We start from the raw sequence: 19,064 nt of genomic DNA on the forward strand, positions 1-19,064 counted from the left end.
TTCCGGTTTTCCGGACCGAAAATGCTGCATTGCAAAAAAGCGATGGCGGCCCGGGCGGCCGGTGCCGTGACAGGCACCGACCGCCAGCAAGCCGCTACAGCACGAAATCGCCCGCGCCGAGCGACGTCGCATACACCAGGAACGCGAAGTCGGCGACGCCGTCCCGGTTGCTGTCACCCTGCACCAGTAGATAGCCGTCCGCCGCCGTCTGATAGCGTAGCTCGAACGTCGTGTGGGTCGTCGTCGTGAACGCGGCGGTGCCGATGAAGGTGAACGCCTGGTTCCCGCTGGCGCTCGACGGGTCGATCGTCGCGAGGTCGATGCGATCGCCGTCCGCCGCGACGAAGTCGGTGATCCGGTCGAGCAGATCGGCCGTTCCGAAATCGCTCACCCTGGTGAAGACGAAGCGATCCGCCCCCGTACCGCCGGTCATCACGTCGCCGCCGGTGCTGCCGGTCAGCACGTCGCTGCCCGTACCGCCCTCCAGCGTATCGTTGCCGCTGCCCGACGACAGCGTGTCGTTGCCGTCGAGACCGCGCAGCACATCGGCACCACTGCCGGACGTGATCGTGTTGCCGAGGGTGTTGCCGGTGCCGGAAAACGCCTTGCTGCTCGAATAAACGAGCTTCTCGACATTCGCGCCCAGCGTGTAGCTGACCAGCGAGGTGGTGACCGTGTCGGTCCCCTCGCCGACCGCCTCGACGATCACGTCGCCGATATTGTCGACCACGTACCCGTCGTCGCCGGTGCCGCCGGTCAGCGTGTCGGCCCCGGCCCCGCCACTGAGCGTATCGTTGCCGGCACCGCCGGTCAGCGAGTCCGCATATTTCCCGCCGGTCAGGGCATTGGCGACGTCGTTGCCGATGCCGGTGAAGCCGGTGGTGCCGTTGTAGCTCAGGCTTTCGAGATCGGCGGCGAGCGTGAAGCTGGCGAGCGAGGTGACGATCGTGTCGGTGCCGCCGCCGGCCGCCTCGACGATCACATCGGCGATGTTGTCGACATAATAGGTGTCGTTGCCGCTGCCGCCGTCCATCGTGTCCGCCCCGGCCCCGCCGGTCAGCGTGTCGTTGCCGACCAGGCCATAGAGCAGGTCGTTGCCGCTGCCGCCGGTCAGGGCATTGGCCAGTTCGTTGCCGGTGCCGGTGAACGCCCCGGTGCCGGTGAACACGACACTCTCGAAATTGGCGGCCAGCGTGTAGGCGTTGCGAGCGGTACGCACCGTATCGCGGCCGCCATTCGCCGCCTCGACGATCAGGTCGTTGCCGTCGAGCACATAGACGTCGTTGCCCGACCCGCCGTCGAGCGTATCGTCACCCGCACCACCGTCGAGCGTATCGTCGTCGCCCTCCCCTACCAGCGAGTCATTGCCCGCACCGCCGACGAGATTGTCGTCGCCGGCACCGCCGCGCAACGTATCGTTGCCGCTGCCGGCGGTCAGGGTGTTGGCCGAGGCGTTGCCGGTGCCGGTGAACGCCGCGGTACCGGTATAGGTGACCGCTTCGAAATACAGCGCCAGCGTCCAGCTCGACAGGCCGGTGACGATGGTATCGGTGCCGCCGCCCGACAGTTCGACCAGCGTGTCGGTGGTGGTGTCGACGAGATAGGTGTCGTTGCCCGATCCCCCCTCCAGACGGTCGACGCCCGCACCGCCGTCGAGCGTGTCGTTGCCCGACCCGCCCGAGAGCGTGTCGTTGCCCGCCCCCCCGGTCATGCGGTTGCTGGATGCGTTGCCGGTGCCGACGAAGCCGGCGGTACCGGTATAGACGAGGTTCTCGACGTTCGCGAACGAGGCGATGGTCAGGCTGCCGAGCGCGGTGCGGACCGTATCGTTACCCCCGCCCGACGATTCGACGACGATATCGGTCGATAGATCGACCAGATAGGTGTCGTCGCCGGTGCCGCCGATCATCGAATCCGCACCCGTGCCGCCGATCAGCGTGTCGTTGCCCGCGCCGCCGCTCAGGGTGTCGGCCAGCGCGCCGCCGGTGATGACGTTGGCCAGCGCATTGCCGGTGCCGACGAAGCGCAGGCCGCCGGTATAGGTCAGGTTTTCGACATTGGTCAGCGACGCGATCGAATAGGTGCTGATCGTCGCCACCGATCCGCCGGGCAGATCGGCCTCGACCGTGTCGATGCCGCCGCTCGCCGCCTCGACGATCATATCGGCGGTATCCTCGACCCGGTACAGGTCGTTGCCGGTGCCGCCGGTCATCGTGTCGATGCCGTCGCCGCCGTCGAGGATGTCGTTGCCGGTGCCGCCGATCAGGATGTCGTTGCCATTGCCGCCGTCGAGGCTGTCATTGCCCGCCGGCCCGCCGTCCAGCGTGTCGTTGCCGCCGAAGCCGCGCAACGTATCGTCGCCCTCGCCACCCGTACGATTGTCGGGGGCGTCGTTGCCGTCATAGACGATGCCGGTATTGCCGTCGCTGGGCACCAAATCCTGATCGGTGAAGCGCAGCAGTTCGACGCCGGTGATCGTGTCGTCGCCATCGGGACCAAGCCCGCCGCGATTGTCGACGACGCGGAACACGCCCGGCGATTCCTGAGTGATCGTATAGTCGGCGCGGACCGAGGAATAGATGGCGATATCATTGCCATTGCCGCCGTCGATCCGGTCGTTGCCGCCGCCGCCGACCAACCGGTCGTCGCCGGCACCGCCCAGCAACACGTCGTTGCCGGCCCCGGCGTCCAGCGTATCGGCACCGCTGTCGTCGCCGCCGGTCAGCGTGTCCGCCCCCGACGATCCGGTGATGCGGTCGTTGCCGTCGCCGCCATAGAGGTTCGCGCCGCTGCCGCCGATCGTGTCGTCGCCGGCCCCGCCGTCGAGCCACGCATCGGCGGTTCCGCCCAGCTGATCGTTGCCGAGACCGCCGAGCAGCGTGCCCGACCCGGACAGCGTGTCGTTGCCGGCACCGCCGTCCATCCGGTTGGCGCCGTCGCCATCGTTCAGCACGTCGTTGTCGGCCCCGCCGTCGAGCGTGTCGTCGCCCGATCCGCCGGTCAGCGTATCGCTGCCCGCGCCGCCCAACAGGCTGTCGTGGTTGGCATCGCCGGCCAGCACGTCGTTGCCGGTGCCGCCGTCGATGGTGTCGTTGCCGAAGCCGCCGGTGACGGTATCGTTGCCGGTCCCGCCCAACAGGCTGTCGGCCCCGTCGAAGCCGTCGATCAGGTCGTCATTGTCGCCGCCGTCGACCGTATCGTTGCCGGCCCCGGCGAACAGCGCGTCGTTGCCGCTGCCGCCCGCGATCGAGTCATCGTCGTTATAGCCGAAGATGCGGTCGTTGCCGGCCGCGCCGATCAGCGTGTCGTTGCCCGATTCCCCGAGCAGATAGTCGTCGAGCGCGGTGCCGGTCAGCGCATTGGCACCGTCGTCACCGTGCAGCACGCTGCCGCCGACCGCGCCTTGCGTCACATCGGCGAACTGGATCGTTTCCATGCCGGTCAGGAAATCGGTGCCGCCGCCGCCGCGATTGTCGATGACGTACACGCCGCCATCGCCCGCCGCGACGGTGAAGTTGGCACGCTGGCCGCCGATGATCGCCCGGTCGGTACCCGCCCCGCCGATCAGCGTGTCGCTGCCCTCGCCGGCGGTCAGCGTATCGTCGCCGTCGCCACCGTCGAGCAGGTCGTCGCCGCTGCCTGCGGTCAGGATATCGGCCCCCTCGCCGCCCGACAGCGTGCCGCCGCCGGTCAGCGTATCGTTGCCGGCATCGCCCGACAGCATGCCGAAGCCGGTCAGCGCGTCGTTGCCCGCACCGCCCGACAGCGTATCGACGCCCGAACCGCCGGTCAGGATGTCGTTGCCGTCCTCACCATACAGCGCGTCGTCGCCGGTGCCGCCGTCAATCGTGTCGGCATCCATGCCGCCATAGATCAGGTCGTTGCCGGCATCGCCGGACAGGCTGTCGAGGCCCGATCCGCCATAGATGCTGTCGTCGTCGTCCCCGCCGCGCAGCGTGTCGTTGCCGCCGCCGATCGTCTCGACGCCCAGCACCGGCCCCCCTACGGCCAAACCGGTCACCGGATCGACCGGTTGGGTGATGGTCAGGTCGCCGCCGGCCAGAATATCCTCGCCCGTGCCGCCGACGATCGAGTCATTGCCGGTGCCGCCGACGATCAGATCGTCGTCGTCGCCGCCGTCGAGCAGGTCGTCGCCCGCCTCGCCATAGATGCGGTCGGCTTCGGTCCCGCCATCGACGCTATCGTTGCCCGCACCGGCGAGGATGCTGTCCTCGCCCGCCAGACCGCGGATCGAGTCATTGCCGCCTTGGCCCTCGAGCGTGTCGTCGCCCGATCCGGCGAAGCGCGGCCCCGACGGATTGGTGACGTTGACCACGCCCGACGACGAACCGGTGGTGATGTCGCCGATCGTGTCGTTGCCCGATCCGCCGCGCAGATAGACGCCGGGATTGGCCTTTGCGATGTAGTCGGCATCGTCGAAGCGCAGCACGCGGACATTGGTCAGCGTGTCGGTGCCCTCGGGCGATCCGGGGCGGTTGTCGGTCACGGTGACGACGCCACCCGTCTCGGTCACGGTGAAGTCGTTGCGATTGCCGTAATAGCGGACGATGTCGGGGGTCAGCGCGCCCGACCCGCCGCCATCGATCGTGTCGTTGCCGCCATTGCCGGCGAGGAAATCGCCGCCGCTGCCGCCGTCGATAACGTCATTGCCGGCACCGCCCGAGATCCAGTCGGCACCGCCGCCGCCGAGCAGCGAATCCTCACCATAATTGCCGGAAATGACGTCGTCGCCCTCGCCACCGTCGAGCGTCTGCGCGCCGTCATACCCGCTGAGTTCGGTGCCGTAGAGCGTGTCGTTGCCAGCGTCGCCAAAGCCGATCGCGCCGGTCCGGACGCCAAGCGCGTCATTGCCCGCCTCGCCCCGCAAAATGCCGTAGCCGTAGATGGCATCGTTACCGTCACCGCCCAGCGCGTTGCCCGATCCGATGGTGATCGTGTCGTTGCCGGCCTCGCCCAGCAACTGGCCGCTGCCCGACAGGACGTCGTCGCCTTCGCCGCCGCTCAAGGTGCCGTCGCCATAGAGCGCGTCGCGACCGGCACCGCCGACCAGTTCGTCGGTACCGCCGCCGCCGGTGAGGACGTCGTCGCCATCGCCGCCGAGCGCCCGGTCGTTGCCGGTGCCGCCATCGATGGTGTCGTTGCCGATGCCGCCGTCGAGGCTGTCATTGCCCGCGCCGCCGAACAGCTGGTCGTCGTCGCTGCCGCCCAGCAGCGTGTCGTTGTCCGCCCCGCCGTCGAGCACGTCATAGCCGACGCCGCCGTCGAGCAGGTCGGCTCCGCGCCCGCCGAAGATGCGGTCGTTGCCGCCCAGACCGAACAGGCGGTCGTCGCCCCGGTCCTGATCGGGATCGTCGATGCCGTTGGCCGGAGCGGTGACCCCGGCCGGCAGCCCCGCGCCGCTGATCGAATCGTCCAGTTCGGTGCCGGTCAGCGTGTCGTTGCCCGCCGTTCCGTTGAACACCATGCCCGCCGTCGCCGCCGACAGGGCGAAGGTGGCGTTGGTGAAGGTCGCCCGTTCGATGCCCGACAGGCGATCGGTGCCGAGGTCGTTGCCGTCGCGGCGATTGTCGACGACGAAATAGCCGCCATTGCCGTCGCGGATGACCGAGGCGCTCTCGCGCGCCATTTCGAACGAGGCGGTATCCTCGCCATCGCCGCCGACCAGCGTGTCGCTGGCATCGCCGCCGGACAGCCAGTCGTTGCCGGTGCCGCCGATCAGGCTGTCGGCCCCCCAATTGCCATAGACGACGTCGTTGTCGGCCCCGCCGTCCAGCGTCTGCGCACCGTCATAGCCGGTGGGCGACCAGCCCGACAGCGTGTCGTTGCCCGCGCCGCCGGTGCCGGTACCGCCGGTCCCGACCTGCAACAGGTCCGCACCGATCCCGCCGTCAAGCGTGCCATAGCCGGTGAGGCTGTCGTTGCCGGCATCGCCCGACAGGAGCCCGGTCGCATAGAGGTTGCCGGTGATCCGATCGTCGCCATCGCCGCCATAGAGCGATCCGTTGCCGTTCAGCGTGTCGTTGCCGGTGCCGCCGAGGATGCGGTTCAGCCCGCCCAGATCCTCGACATAATCGGCGTCCGCCCCGGCATCGATCGTGTCGTCGCCAAGGCCGCCATAGACGGTGTCGTTGCCGTCGCCCGCGCTGATGGAGTCCGTGCCGGTGCCGCCGTCGATATAGTCGTTGCCGGTCCCGCCGGTCAGCGTGTCCGACCCGGAATCGCCGGTCACCACGTCGTTGCCCGCCCCGGCATCGATGATGTCGTTGCCGTCGTCGCCGCCCAGACGGTCGTTGCCGGCGAGGCCGGTGATGGTGTCGTTGCCGCTGTCGCCGATCAGGATGTCGTCGAACGCGGTGCCGGTCAGCACCAGCCCGACATTGCTGCCCGGCAGCGTCTGTTCGTCACCGCTGTCGAACTGGAGCAGCTCGACGCCGTACACCCGGTCGGTGCCGTTGGGGCTGCCGCCGCGCAGGTCCTGCACGGTGATGCTGCCGTCGCTGTTGTTGACGATGCTGTAATCCGACCGGCGGCCGGTATAGACCAGCTTGTCGAAGCCCGACCCGCCATAGACGGTATCGGTCCCGCCGCCGCCCCACAGGGTGTCGTCGCCCGCACCGCCCAGCAGCGTGTCGCTGCCGCTGCCGCCCGAGATCGAGTCCGCGCCCGATCCGCCATCGAGCAGCAGGTCGCTGGCATAATAGCCCGACAGCGTGTCGTTGCCGTCATTGCCCTGTCCACTGCCGCTCGACACATAGACGACGTCGTTGCCGTCGCCGCCGCGCACCAGCCCCGATCCGCTCAGCGTGTCGTTGCCGGCCTCGCCATCGAGCAGCCCGCTGCCGCTGATGCTGTCGTTGCCGAGGCCGCCGGTCAGCGTGCCGTTGCCGCCGATCGTGTCGTTGCCGTCGCCGCCCGACAGGATGTTGCCGTTGTCGTCATAGTCGGTGATGCGATCGTCGCCCGCGCCGCCGTCGATCGTGTCGGCCCCCGCGCTCTGGACGATGGTGTCGTTGCCGTCGCCGCCGGCGATGCTGTCGCCATCGGCACCGCCATCAATCCAGTCAGCCCCGATGCCGCCGTCGATCGTGTCGACCCCGGCCTCGCCATAGAGCACGTCGTTGCCGGCGCTGCCCGCGACGCTGTCCGCGCCGGTGCCGGCGACGATCCGGTCGTTGCCGGCCAGGCCGTCGATCGTGTCGTTGCCGTCGCCGCCGGTGATGCTGTCGTCGAACGCGGTGCCGGTCAGGCGGTCGGCGGCGGTCGTGCCGGCGACGACGATGCCGGTGTTGGCGGCGGTCACGTCGAAATCGAGGTCGGTGAAGCGCAGCGTGGTGATGCCGCGCATTTGGTCGGTGCCGTCGACGCCGCGCCCGTCGCGGTTGTCGGCGACGATATAGCCGCCATTGCCGTCGCGGATCACCGATGCGAAGGCGCGCGTCCCGCTATACAGCGCCACGTCGTAATCGCCGCCACCGACGATCGTGTCGTCGCCATCGCCGCCGTCGAGCGTGTCGTTGCCCGCCCCGCCGTCGAGGCTGTCGTTATCGCCCGACACGCCCGGATAGCGCCCGCCCGACAGCGTGTCGGACCCATCGCCACCCAGCAGCGTCTCACGCGTGCCATAGAAGCCGATCAGGCGATCGTCGCCCGCACCGCCGTCCATGCTGACCGGGCCGGTCCACGGCCAAGCGGTGGCGATGGTGTCGTTGCCCGCCTCGCCATAGGCCGCGCCCGACACGATGTTGATCGCGTCGTTGCCGATCCCGCCGAGCAGCGTTCCCGACCCCGACAGCGTGTCGATGCCGTCGCCCCCGACCAGCGTGCCCTCACCCGACAGCGCATCGTTGCCGACCCCGCCATCGAGCAGCCCGCTGCCCGAAAGCGCGTCGTTGCCGATGCCGCCTTCCAGCGTGCCCGTTCCGATCAGCGTGTCGTTGCCGGTATCCCCGTACAGGCGGTTGCTGCCGAGGCTGTCCTCCAACCGGTCGTTGCCGGTGCTGCCGCGCAACGTGTCCGACCCGGCATCGCCATACAGCCAGTCGGCATCGTCGCCGCCGTCGAGCACGTCCTGACCCGTCCCGCCCCACAGCGTGTCGTCGCCCTCGCCACCCTCCAGCGTGTCGCGGCCCGACTGGCCGTACAGCACGTCGTTGCCGACGCCGCCACGCACCGAGTCATTGCCGAAGCCGGCATCGATGATGTCGAAGCCCGAATTGCCATAGAGCGTGTCGTCGCCGGCCAGCGTGGCCGAGGTCAGCGTCGCATTGGGAATGCGATCGTCGATGCCGGCGCTGTCCTGCCAGAAGATGCCGGGCGTGCTGACCAGCGCATATTCGTCGTCGTCGAACTGGAGCAGCTCGACCCCCGACAGCGTATCGGTGCCGAATGGGCTGCCGCTGCGCAGGTCGGTCAGGATCGTCGTGCCATTGGCCCCGGCGGTGATCGAGAAATCGGCCATCCGCCCGGCCACGCGAACCACGTCCGATCCGCTGCCGCCGTCGACGCTGTCGGCACCGGCACCGGCGAACAGCAGGTCGTCGCCGGTACCGCCGAGCAGCGTATCGGCCCCCGCGCCGCCATCGATCGTGTCGGCGTCCGCGCCGCCGTCCAGTCGGTCGGCCGACGCCGATCCGCGCAGGCTGTCATTGCCGGCATCACCGGTCATCTGCACGCCCGCACCCGCCGACGACGCGTCGAGCGTGTCGTTGCCGGCACCGCCCGTCGCGGTGCCGCTGTACAGCGACATCGCGTCGTCGCCGTCGCCGCCGTCGAGCGATCCCGACCCGAAGAGCTGGTCGTTGTCCGCCCCGCCCAGCAGGGTGCCGGTGCCGCTCAGATAGTCATTGCCCGCGCCACCCTCGATCCGGTTGGTGCCGGTCAGGTCGGTGATGGTGTCGTTGCCGGCATCGCCCAGCAGCGTGTCGTTGCCGGTATCGCCCTCGATCCGGTCGTCGCCGGCCCCGCCCGAGATCGAATCGTCGCCGCCATTGCCGTCGATGGTGTCGTTGCCCCCCAGCCCCTCGATCGTGTCGTTCGAGTTCGATCCCGGCAGCGAATCCGCCGCCTCGCTACCCTGGATCAACAGGCCGATGCCGCTGGGCGAGATCGACGGCGTGAAGTTGTAGAGCGTCAGTTCCTCGGACACCGACGTGTCCATATTGCGCAGGACCGCGACCGTCTTCCAGCCCGTGGCGGTGCCGGCGGCATCAAAATCGACCTGCAGGAACAGTTCGCCCGCCGCGCCCAACAGGCGCATATGCCCGGTCAGGAACGGGTTCTGCCCGGCGGTGAAGTTGCTGAAATAGGCCACGACGTTCGACACGTCGAGCACGTCGCCGCCCGCCCCTGCGGTGAAATTCTGGATGACGTCGGCGGTGCCGTCGCCATAGCGCAGATAATAGCCGTTCAGGCGGAACACGTCCTGCCCGGCACCGCCATCGAGCGTGTCGACGACAGTGTCATAGCCGACATTGTCGAAAACATCGTCGCCGGCATCACCCGACACGACGCCGCGGACATAGCTGAACGTATCGTCGCCATCGCCACCCGATACGGTGTTCTGGCCATATTGGTCGTTGAACCAGTCGTTGCCGTCGCCGCCCGACAGGCTGTCATCGCCCTGTCCGCCATCGATCCGGTCGCGGCCGGCACCGCCGAGGATCGTGTCGCGGCCCATGCCACCGTCGATCGTGTCGTCGCCGCCCAGCCCCTCGATCCGGTCGGGGCTGTTGGTACCATCGATATCGTCGCCAAGCTGGGTACCGGTGCGGGTAACGCCGACCGGACCGACGCCATTCGCGAAATTGTCGTAGTTCAGCGCCGTCGCGACGACATTCTGCAACCGCGCGACCGTCTGCCAGCCAAGCGTGGCGGCGGTGCCGTCATGATCGACCTGCAACAGCGTGTCGGCACCGTCCTGCAACAACCGCATATGGCCGGTTTCGAACGGATTGCCGCCATCGACGCCGGACATGTAGCTGGTGCCGAGGTTGATGACGTCGCCACCGGTACCGGCGGTGAAGTCGGTAATCGTCGTTATGCCCGAACCCGCAACCGGATAGCGGATCGAGTATTCGTAGAAGTCGTACGTATCGCGCCCGAGACCACCCGTCAGCGTGTTCGTGACGGCTTGCCCCTGCCACGAGCCGATATTGTAGAACAGGTCATCGCCATCGCCGCCATCGATGACGTTCGTACCACCATAGTCGGACAGCCGGTCGTTACCCGCCCCGCCGCTGATCGTATCGTTCCCCCCGCTACCCTCGATCGTGTCGTCGCCAAGCCCGCCGCTGAGGCTGTCATTGCCATCGCCGCCATCGATCGTGTCGTTTCCGGCATCGCCGACGATGGTGTCGTTCCCGCCATCCCCGGTCAGATTGTCGTTGCCGGCCCCGCCGACGATGCTGTCATTGCCGTTGCCGCCGTTCAGCGTATCGTCGCCGAGGCCACCAATCAGCGTATCGCGGTCGTTCGACCCGGTGACCCGGTCGTCGCCGTCGCTGCCCTGCTGCAACTGGCCCGCACCATCGATGCTCCAGCCACCGGTAAAGTTCGCGGTCTGGAAGGCGGCGGGCAGGACGTTCTGGAACCGGATCAGCGTCGTCCACGCATTGCCGCCGCCGTCGCGGTCCCATTGCAGCAGCGTATCGGTGCCACCATCGGCGGTCAGGCGGAAATGCCCGTCGGTCCATGGATTGACCGTGCCGGTGTAATTCTGAAGCTGGCCGAGCAATTGCGCCACATCGACGACGTCACCGTCGACCCCGGTCGCGAAGTCGGTGATGGTCGTCTGGACCTGTTGCCCATAAGGATAGAAGACATAGCTGTCGCGGCCGGCACCGCCGGTGATGGTGTCCGCGCCGGTATTGTAGCCGAGATATTCGAACCGGTCGTCGCCGGCCCCGCCATCGATGCTGTCGGCACCGGTATAATCGCGGAACAGGTCGTTGCCGTCGCCGCCCAGCAGCGTGTCGTTGCCGTCGTCGCCGGTGATCGTGTCGTTGCCGGTGCCGCCATCGACCTGATCGTTGCCGCTGCCGCCGGACAGCGCATCGTTGCCGGCACCGCCGGCGAGGGTGTCGTTATCCTCCTGCCCGCTGAGGTTGTCGTTCCCCTCGCCACCGGTCAGGCTGTCGTTGCCGATCCCGCCTTGCACATTGTCGTTGCCGGCATCGCCCGACAGCGTGTCGTTGCCCTGTTCGCCGTAGAGCAGGTCGTCGCCATCGCCGCCCGCGACGGAATCATGCCCGCCATTGCCGTCGATCGTGTCGTCGCCCAACCCGCCGGTCACACTGTCGGCATCGGCCGTTCCGGCGATGCGATCGTCCTGCGCCGATCCGGTAACGGTCTGACCGACCCCGGCCGGATCGATACGTACATCGCCGATGACGAAATTGTCGCGGGTAAAGGTCGCGCCCGCCTTGCCGGCGAAGGTGATGAGGTCGACCCAGGTCGCCCCGCCGGTCGCGCCGTTCCAGTCGACCTGCAACACCCGGTCGCTGCCGCTGACCACCAGTCGCAGATAGCCCGTCGCGAACGGATTGCTGCCGGCGACATAGCCGGTCCAATAGCTGCCGATCGACGCCAGCGAGACGACATCGCCATCGGCCCCGACCGCGAAATCGGTGATCCGATCGGCGGTCACGCTGCCGGGCGAAACCGACGTCAGTTCATAGGTATCGCGCCCGTCACCACCGGTCAGCGTGTCGGTGGCACCGCTATAGCCGACATAGCGGAAATAATCGTCGCCAGCCCCGCCGGTGATGCTGTTGGCGCCCTGATAGTCTTGGAACCGGTCGTTGCCGTCGCCACCCGACAGCGTGTCGTTGCCGGCACCGCCATCCAGCGTATCGTTGCCGCTGCCGCCATCGAGACTGTCGGCCTCGCTATTGCCCGACAGATTATCGTCGCCACTGCCGCCGATCAGCGTATCGAGACCGGCACCACCGTCCAGATAATCGTCGCCTGCCCCGCCCGACAGCAGGTCGTTGTCACCCTCGCCATAGAGCGCGTCGTTATCGTCGCCGCCGTCGAGCGTGTCGTTGCCAGCGCCACCGAACAACTGGTCGCTGCGTTCACCGCCGCTGATCGAATCCGCGCCGTCATTGCCGTACAGCGTGTCAGCACCCTGCGCGCCGTTGATGGTATCGTTGCCGGCGAGGCCCGAATAATTGTCGTAGCCGGCACCGGTAAAGCTGTCCGCGCCGGCCGTGCCGCTCTGCGTCGCGGCGACGCCGGTCGAGCGCAGGTCGGGGGTGAAATTGTCGGGGGTCAGCGCGGTCGCGGTGACGTTCTTGAGCAACAGATATTGCTGGAAATTGTCGCCGCCGCCATTCTGGTCGAAATCGACCGCGGTATCGCTGCCGACCTGGCGCAGCCGCATCCAGCCACCCGAGATCAGCTTGGTCGCATCCATCTGCTCGCCGCCGAGCGACAGCCCGGCCTGATCGAGGACGATCAGGTCACCGCCGCTGCCGGTGGCGAAGTCGGTGATCGTGCTGACGATCGGCGTCTGGTTGAACAGGTAATAGAGGTTGTAGCGATCGCGCCCGGTGCCGCCGCTATAGCTGTCATTGCCCTGATAATAGCCGACATAGTCGAAGCGGTCGTCGCCCGCGCCGCCGATGGACGTATCTGCGCCGGTATAGTCGCCGAAACTGTCGTCGCCATCGCCGCCGATGAAGCTGTCATCGCCGTACGAAAGACCGAAATTGTCGTCCCCGGCCCCGCCGTCGAAGGTGTCGTTACCATATTCATAGCTGCTGAAGGCGTCGTCGCCGTCGCCGCCGGACAGGCTGTCGTTGCCGCCCTGTCCGATCAGCGTGTCGTTGCCGGCCCCGCCGACCAGCGTGTCGTTACCCTCGCCACCGTCGAGATAGTCGTTGCCGGTGCCGCCATCGATGCTGTCGTTGCCGGTGCCGCCATAGAGCGAGTCATCACCGCCCAGCCCGGAGAGGGTGTCGCCCATCGGCGTGCCCTCGATCCGCTGGTTGTTGGCATCGCCGGTCAGGGTCGCACCGGCAAAGCCCGGGCGGTACCATGTCGTGAAATTATCGGCGGTGAAGGCGGCCGGGTTCGTCACTCCTGCGAACCGGGCGATCGTCCGCCACGCATAGCCGGTGGCAGCGGCGTCGTTGTCGATCTGTAGCACGACCACGCCGCTCTCGGTGGTGAAGCGCAGATAGCCGGCGGTGAACGGGTTGGTCGACGGGTCCCAATTGTAGAAATAATCGGTTTCGATCTGGAGCCGGTCGCCACCCGCGCCGGTCGCGAAATCGGTGATGACGGTCAGGTTGGCGGTCGTCGTCGGATAGGCCGACAGGATATAGGTATCGCGCCCGGTCCCGCCGGTCACGGTATCGACCGACCCGCCATAGCCGACTTCGCTGCTGAACGTGTCGTCGCCGTCGCCCAGATCGACCGTCGCGTTGCCGGCATAGCTGTAATAGCCGCCCCGCACGCTGTCGTTGCCTGCACCCGCGACCACCGTGTCGTTGCCGTACACCGCCTCGATCGTGTCGTCGCCATCGCCGCCGATCAGGCTGTCGTTGCCGTCGCCGCCATCGATATAGTCGTTGCCCGCATCGCCGGCCAGCGTATCGTTGCCGCCTTCGCCATACAGCCGATCGTCGCCCGAACCGCCCTCGACGTCGTCGTCGCCTTCATTGCCGTTCAGATAGTCGTTGCCGTCGCCGCCCAGCAGCGCGTCGTTCTGCCCGCCGCCATACAGGCTGTCGTCGCCGGTGCCGCCGTCGATGCTGTCCGCGCCGTAATTGCCGCTCAGCGTATCGTTACCGCCCAGCCCGGTGATGGTATCGCCGTCGTTGGTGCCGTTGATCTCCTGCGCCAGCGCGCTGCCGGTCAGCACCAGCCCCTGCGCATTCGGCGCATAGCCCAGCGTGAAATTGTCGCGGGTAAAGGCCGCGGGCGCGATCCCTTCGAAGGTCAGCCACGTCGCCCAGTTGTTGGCACCGCCATCCTGGTCGATCTGGAGCAGGGTGTTGCCGCCGCTGGCGATCAGCCGCAGATGCCCGGTCGTGAACGGGTTCGCGCCGGTGGCGAGGTTCGAGAAGTTCCAGTAGCCGTCGACGACGTCGCCGTTCGCGCCGCCTTCGAACCCGGCGATCGTGTCCGCGCCCTGCCCGGCATAGTAATAATAGGTCTGGAACGTATCGCGCCCCGCCCCGCCGACGAAACGGTCGGTGCCGCCACCATAGCCGACATAGTCGAACCGGTCGTCACCATCGCCGCCCAGCAGCGTATTGTTGCCCTCATAATCCTGAAAAAAGTCGTTGCCCGCGCCGCCGGTCAGACTGTCGTTGCCGGCATTGCCGTAGAGCGTGTCGTTGCCGTCGCCGCCCGCGACCGTATCGTTGCCGATATCGCCAGAGAGCGTGTCGTTGCCGGCCCCGCCATCGAGGCTGTCATTGCCCGCATTGCCGTCCAGCACGTCGTCGCCGACGCCGCCCGACAGGGTATCGGCGACCAGCGACCCGTTCAGCACGTCGCGCCCTTCGCCGCCGGTCAGGACATAGCCCTTGTCGGCGGGCGCATAGCCGATGAAATTGGCGGCGGTCATCGCGGTCGCGGTCACGCCGTTCAGTTGCAGTACCGATACCCAGCCATAGCCGGTACCAGCGCCGTCGCGGTCAACCTGCAACAGCGTGTTGCTGCCCGACTGCAGCAGCCGCAGAAATCCGGTCGCGAACGGATTGCTGCTCGAATCCCAGCCCGACAGATAGGAGGTGACGTCGTTCAGGTCGATGACGTCACGGTTCTCGGTGCTGCCGGCCACGAAGTCGGTGACGATGTCGGTGTGCTGGTTCGACGGATACGCATAGAGGCCATAGCCGTCGATCGTCAGCGTATCATTGCCCGCGCCCAGTGTGATCGTGTCCGCGCCACCCGCCTCGTTGCGGCCGCTGCCGACGAAGCGGATCTCGTCGTCGCCCGCCCCGGCATTGATGAGGTTCGCGCCGGCATTGTCCTCGAAGATGTCGTCGCCTGCACCGCCGATCAGCGTGTCGTTGCCGGCCCCGCCAAGGATCGAATCACGCCCGTCGCCGCCATCGATCGAGTCATTGCCATATCCGCCGATCAGCGTGTCGCCCATCGATCCGCCCCGGATCGTGTCGTTGCCGCCGCCGCCGTCGATCCGGTCGGCAAAGGCCCCGCCATCGATCAGGTCGTTGGAATCGGTACCGGTCAGCGTATCGGCCAGCGGGGTGCCGGTGATCGTCTCGCCCACGCCGGTCGGGCTCCAGCTCGGCACGAAATTGCTCGCGACCAGCGCGGTGGCGGTGACGTTTTTCAGCACCAGCAGCGTCTTGATGCTGTGCGCGGTGGCGCTGGCGTCGATATCGATGCGGATCAGCGTGTCGCTGCCCGACTGCACCGCCGACAGGAAGCCGGTGAGGAACGGGTTGGTGCCCGCGCTATAGCCGATCAGGTCGTTGACGACCTCGGACAGGTCGATGACGTCGCCCGACGCGCCGGTGGTGAAGTCGGTGACGGTGTCGGCGAGGAAGCTCAGCGGGAAATTGCGGACGCCATAGCCATCGACGCGCAGCGTGTCGCGACCCGCGCCGGTGGTGATCGTGTCGGCACCGCCGGTGCTGCCACCGTCCATATAGCCGATGCCGTTGAACGTGTCGTTGCCGGTGCCGCCGTCGAGGACGTTGCTGCCACGATAATCCTCGATGACATCGTCGCCCGCCCCGCCGCGCACGGTGTCGTTGCCGTCATTGCCGTACAGCACGTCGTTGCCGTCGCCGCCATCGATGCTGTCGTTGCCGGCATTGCCGTACAGCGTATCGTTGCCGCCATTGCCGGCGATGCTGTCGTCCGTGGCGGTGCCCGAGTAATTGTCGCCACCGGTGGTGCCGCTATAATTCGCCATCTGCCATCCCCCACGTCCGACGGCGCGCCCCCCGCCATCGTCATCAACCATCCGACCCATTGTCGGAAATGCGCGACACAATGGTTACTTGAACGTAAATACTCAATAGTTTTACCAGTCTATTGACAGGACACATTCTGAATATTCGCACCTACCCCGAATGGAGTATTGCGGTTGGACATATTATTTATCCACCAGAACATGCCGGCGCAGTTCAAGAACCTTGCGCCCGCGCTGGCGGCATCGGGAAAACATCGCGTCGTCTTCGTAACCCGTGGCAAAGGCGTCGATATTCCCGGCGTCCGCTGTGTCGGTTACGAAGCGCCGCGTCCGGCCAATCCGACCACCCATCATTATGTCCGCCTGTACGAAGCCAGCGTCCGTTACGGGCAGCAGGTCGCGCGCACGCTGCTCCAGCTGAAACGCGAAGGCTTCGTGCCGACGATCGTCATCGGCCATCCGGGCTGGGGCGAGATGATGTTCGTGCGCGACGTGTTTCCGCGCGCCGTCATCCTCAGCTATGCCGAATTCTATTATCACGGGGCCGGGGCCGATGTCGGTTTCGATCCGGCGCAGCCCGCCGATCTCGACACCGTGTGTCGCACGCGGGCGCGCAACGCGCATCTGCTGCTCAGCCTCGACATGGCCGATGCCGGCATCGCACCGACCGAATGGCAGCGCAGCCGCCACCCCGACATCTACCAGCCCCGCATCCGCACCATCTTCGACGGGGTGGAGACCGATGTGGTGAAGCCCGATCCGGCGGCGCGCTTTCGCCTGCCCGACGGGCGCACGCTGTCGCGGCAGGACGAGGTCATCACCTATGTCGCGCGCAACCTCGAACCCTATCGCGGGTATCCGTCGTTCATCCGCGCGCTACCGGCCATCCTGACCGCCCGGCCCGAGGCGCAGGTCGTCATTACCGGCGGCGATCAGGTCAGCTATGGCGCGCCCGCCCCCGAAGGGCGGTCGTGGCGCGAGCAGATGGAGCTGGAGGTGCCGCTGACCACCGGTCCGTTCGCCGATCGCGTCCATTTCACCGGCAAGCTGTCCTATGCGAACTATCTGTCGCTGCTGCGCGTCTCCAGCGTCCACACCTATCTGACCGTACCGTTCGTGCTGTCATGGTCGTTCGTCGAGGCGATGGCGACCGGCTGCGTCATGGTCGCATCGGATACCGCGCCGGTGCTCGAATTTCTCGAACCCGGCATCAACGGCCATCTGGTCCCCTTCCACGACCCCGCCGCCATCGCCGACCGGATCATCGCCACCCTCGCCGACCGCAGCGATCACCTGCGCCTGCGCAAGGCAGCCCGGGCGACCGCCGTCGGCCGCTGCGGGCTGTCGGTCTGCCTGCCGCGCCAGATGCAGCTGGTCGAGCAACTGACCGGGGTGTCGGTGTAGCGTCTGTCTGGAAACATGCGAAGGAGCGTTTCGCCATCGCTTCGAACCATCCCTTGGGTCTGGATGGTTACCCCATCGATCACCGTCCGTTCGCACGCCTGTAGCGCGCCGGGAACAACACCGTCAGACGGACTCCTGCCGCGGCAAGGTTGGAGGTCGCTGTTCCAGCAAGTCGTTGGCGGTGCAGCGCCGTCACGCGCTTGACCTGCGCAATGCTGCGTCCTGCCAGTTCCGCGGTTCGAGCAACACACATTCCGGCATCGCGCAACGCGACAATATGACGGTGGTGGGCAAGGTCCCGATGAGTGTCGTGTGGGCCTGCTCGATCCGATACGGAATGGGGCAGTCCGGCTGCGGCAAGCGCCTTCCGGGTGAAGATATCGACCTGCTTTTCGGTCAGGCGTGGCGGTCGCGGGCTTCCTTCAGGAACTGGGCGCGGTTGTAGCCGCCAAGCTCCTTGCGCAGCACGTCGCGCTCGACCAGCGCCGCCCCGCGTTCGTGGCGTTCGGCGAGAATGTCGCGCCCGCGCCGCTTCGAGTAATCGACGAACCAGATGGCGAGCGGAACGGTGGCGAAGGTGGCCATCAGCAGCGAACCGACGAGGCCGCGGGTCGCCTTGTTCCACGCGCGGATGACCTCACCGACATGGGGGACCATGCCCATGACGGTGCGTTGGCATGAACCATCGGGCATCAGCAGGTCGACCGCCTTTGTCTGATCGAACCCAACCCAGTCCCAGAACCACGCGAGGATGCGCATGCAGATGAGCTGGACCTTGTTCTCGTCGAGCGTCAGCGACAGGACCACGGTGTACCTCCACCCCTCCCCCTCTTCTCCCCTGCAACAGCTCAGTGGGCAGGAAGCCAGTCCTCGCAGCGTAGTCCTTCTACCCGTTCGAATTCGCCGAGGTTGCCGGTGACAACGACCAGCCCCCGACTGCGGGCATGTCCCGCGATCAGCAGGTCGTAGCTACCGATCATCCGCCCCTGTCTCGCCAGAACGGCGCGAATGTCACCGGCATGGGCTGCCGCATCGTCGTCGAAGGGCAGCACGTCCAAACGGCTCGCGAAACGTTCGACCTCGCTGCGGTTCTCGATCGGGCGCGCGGATTTGGCAGCCCCGTAGAGGAGCTCGAACAGCACGATACTGGATATGCACAGGCCATCGGCCTCGGCATTGAACCGCTCCCGGATCGTCTGTGGCCGATCGCGCAGCACCCGGATGCACAGGTTCGTGTCGAGCATGTAGCGAAGCATCAGAACGACTCTCGTACCTGCGCTTCCGGCTGCTTGTTCTCGTCGATATCGATCCCAGACGCAGCGAAGAAGTCGTCCCACTGGCGGTCCGCCGGCACGATTACACGCCTGTCTCCGTCACGCAGGATGGCGACCTCGCGGACACCCTCGGGAAACGCCACATCCTTGGGCAGACGGACGGCCTGCGAACGATTGGATTGGAACAGGTTGGTCCGGGTCAACTGACGCACTCCTTCTAGACCGTCGCTATTTGGATATGTCGCTGGGATATACAACTTTGCACGGGGGCGATACGTCGAATCGACATGCAGCGCATCAGCCAGCGCGCTGTCGGGGTGGCACTGGATGAGGCGCTCGAGTGCTTTAAGCGGCAGCAACGCCGGATCGAGGCGCGGCCCGTTGGGCCTGGCCACCATGCGCCCATCGCCAGCAGATGACGGCAGTTGCGTACCTCGACCAGCAATTAACCCCGCTCGGCACGGCTG

At 66.9% G+C, this 19,064-nt stretch carries 5 protein-coding genes; 1 reads left to right on the top strand and 4 read right to left on the bottom strand.

Annotated elements, in window-relative coordinates:
• Positions 1 to 94 precede the first annotated feature (94 nt).
• Positions 95 to 15,919, bottom strand: a complete 15,825-nt coding sequence (locus tag ASE70_RS20880) for a calcium-binding protein (protein ID WP_268795544.1) — start codon at positions 15,917 to 15,919, stop codon at positions 95 to 97.
• Positions 15,920 to 16,120: 201 nt separating this feature from the next.
• Between ASE70_RS20880 and ASE70_RS09000 the strand changes: the two genes are divergently transcribed.
• The gene (locus ASE70_RS09000) at positions 16,121 to 17,323 is read left to right on the top strand and encodes a glycosyltransferase family 4 protein (protein WP_235519709.1); all 1,203 of its coding nucleotides are present in this window, start codon (positions 16,121 to 16,123) and stop codon (positions 17,321 to 17,323) included.
• 396 nt (positions 17,324 to 17,719) lie between these two features.
• Here the strand turns inward: ASE70_RS09000 and ASE70_RS09005 are convergent, their stop codons facing one another.
• The 3 genes from ASE70_RS09005 to vapB are packed head-to-tail and all read right to left on the bottom strand — an operon-like array spanning position 17,720 to position 18,995.
• On the bottom strand, positions 17,720 to 18,130 hold the full coding sequence (locus ASE70_RS09005) for a hypothetical protein (RefSeq protein ID WP_056503754.1): 411 nt from the start codon (positions 18,128 to 18,130) through the stop codon (positions 17,720 to 17,722).
• A 41-nt stretch (positions 18,131 to 18,171) separates the two neighbouring features.
• Positions 18,172 to 18,567, bottom strand: a complete 396-nt coding sequence (vapC, locus tag ASE70_RS09010) for a type II toxin-antitoxin system tRNA(fMet)-specific endonuclease VapC (protein WP_321163782.1) — start codon at positions 18,565 to 18,567, stop codon at positions 18,172 to 18,174.
• Between the two features lie 11 nt (positions 18,568 to 18,578).
• Entirely contained in the window at positions 18,579 to 18,995 is a 417-nt protein-coding gene (gene vapB, locus ASE70_RS20885; protein ID WP_082449753.1) for a type II toxin-antitoxin system VapB family antitoxin, read from the bottom strand.
• Positions 18,996 to 19,064 lie beyond the last annotated feature (69 nt).

The organism is Sphingomonas sp. Leaf22 (assembly GCF_001421715.1).
GTDB lineage: Bacteria > Pseudomonadota > Alphaproteobacteria > Sphingomonadales > Sphingomonadaceae > Sphingomonas.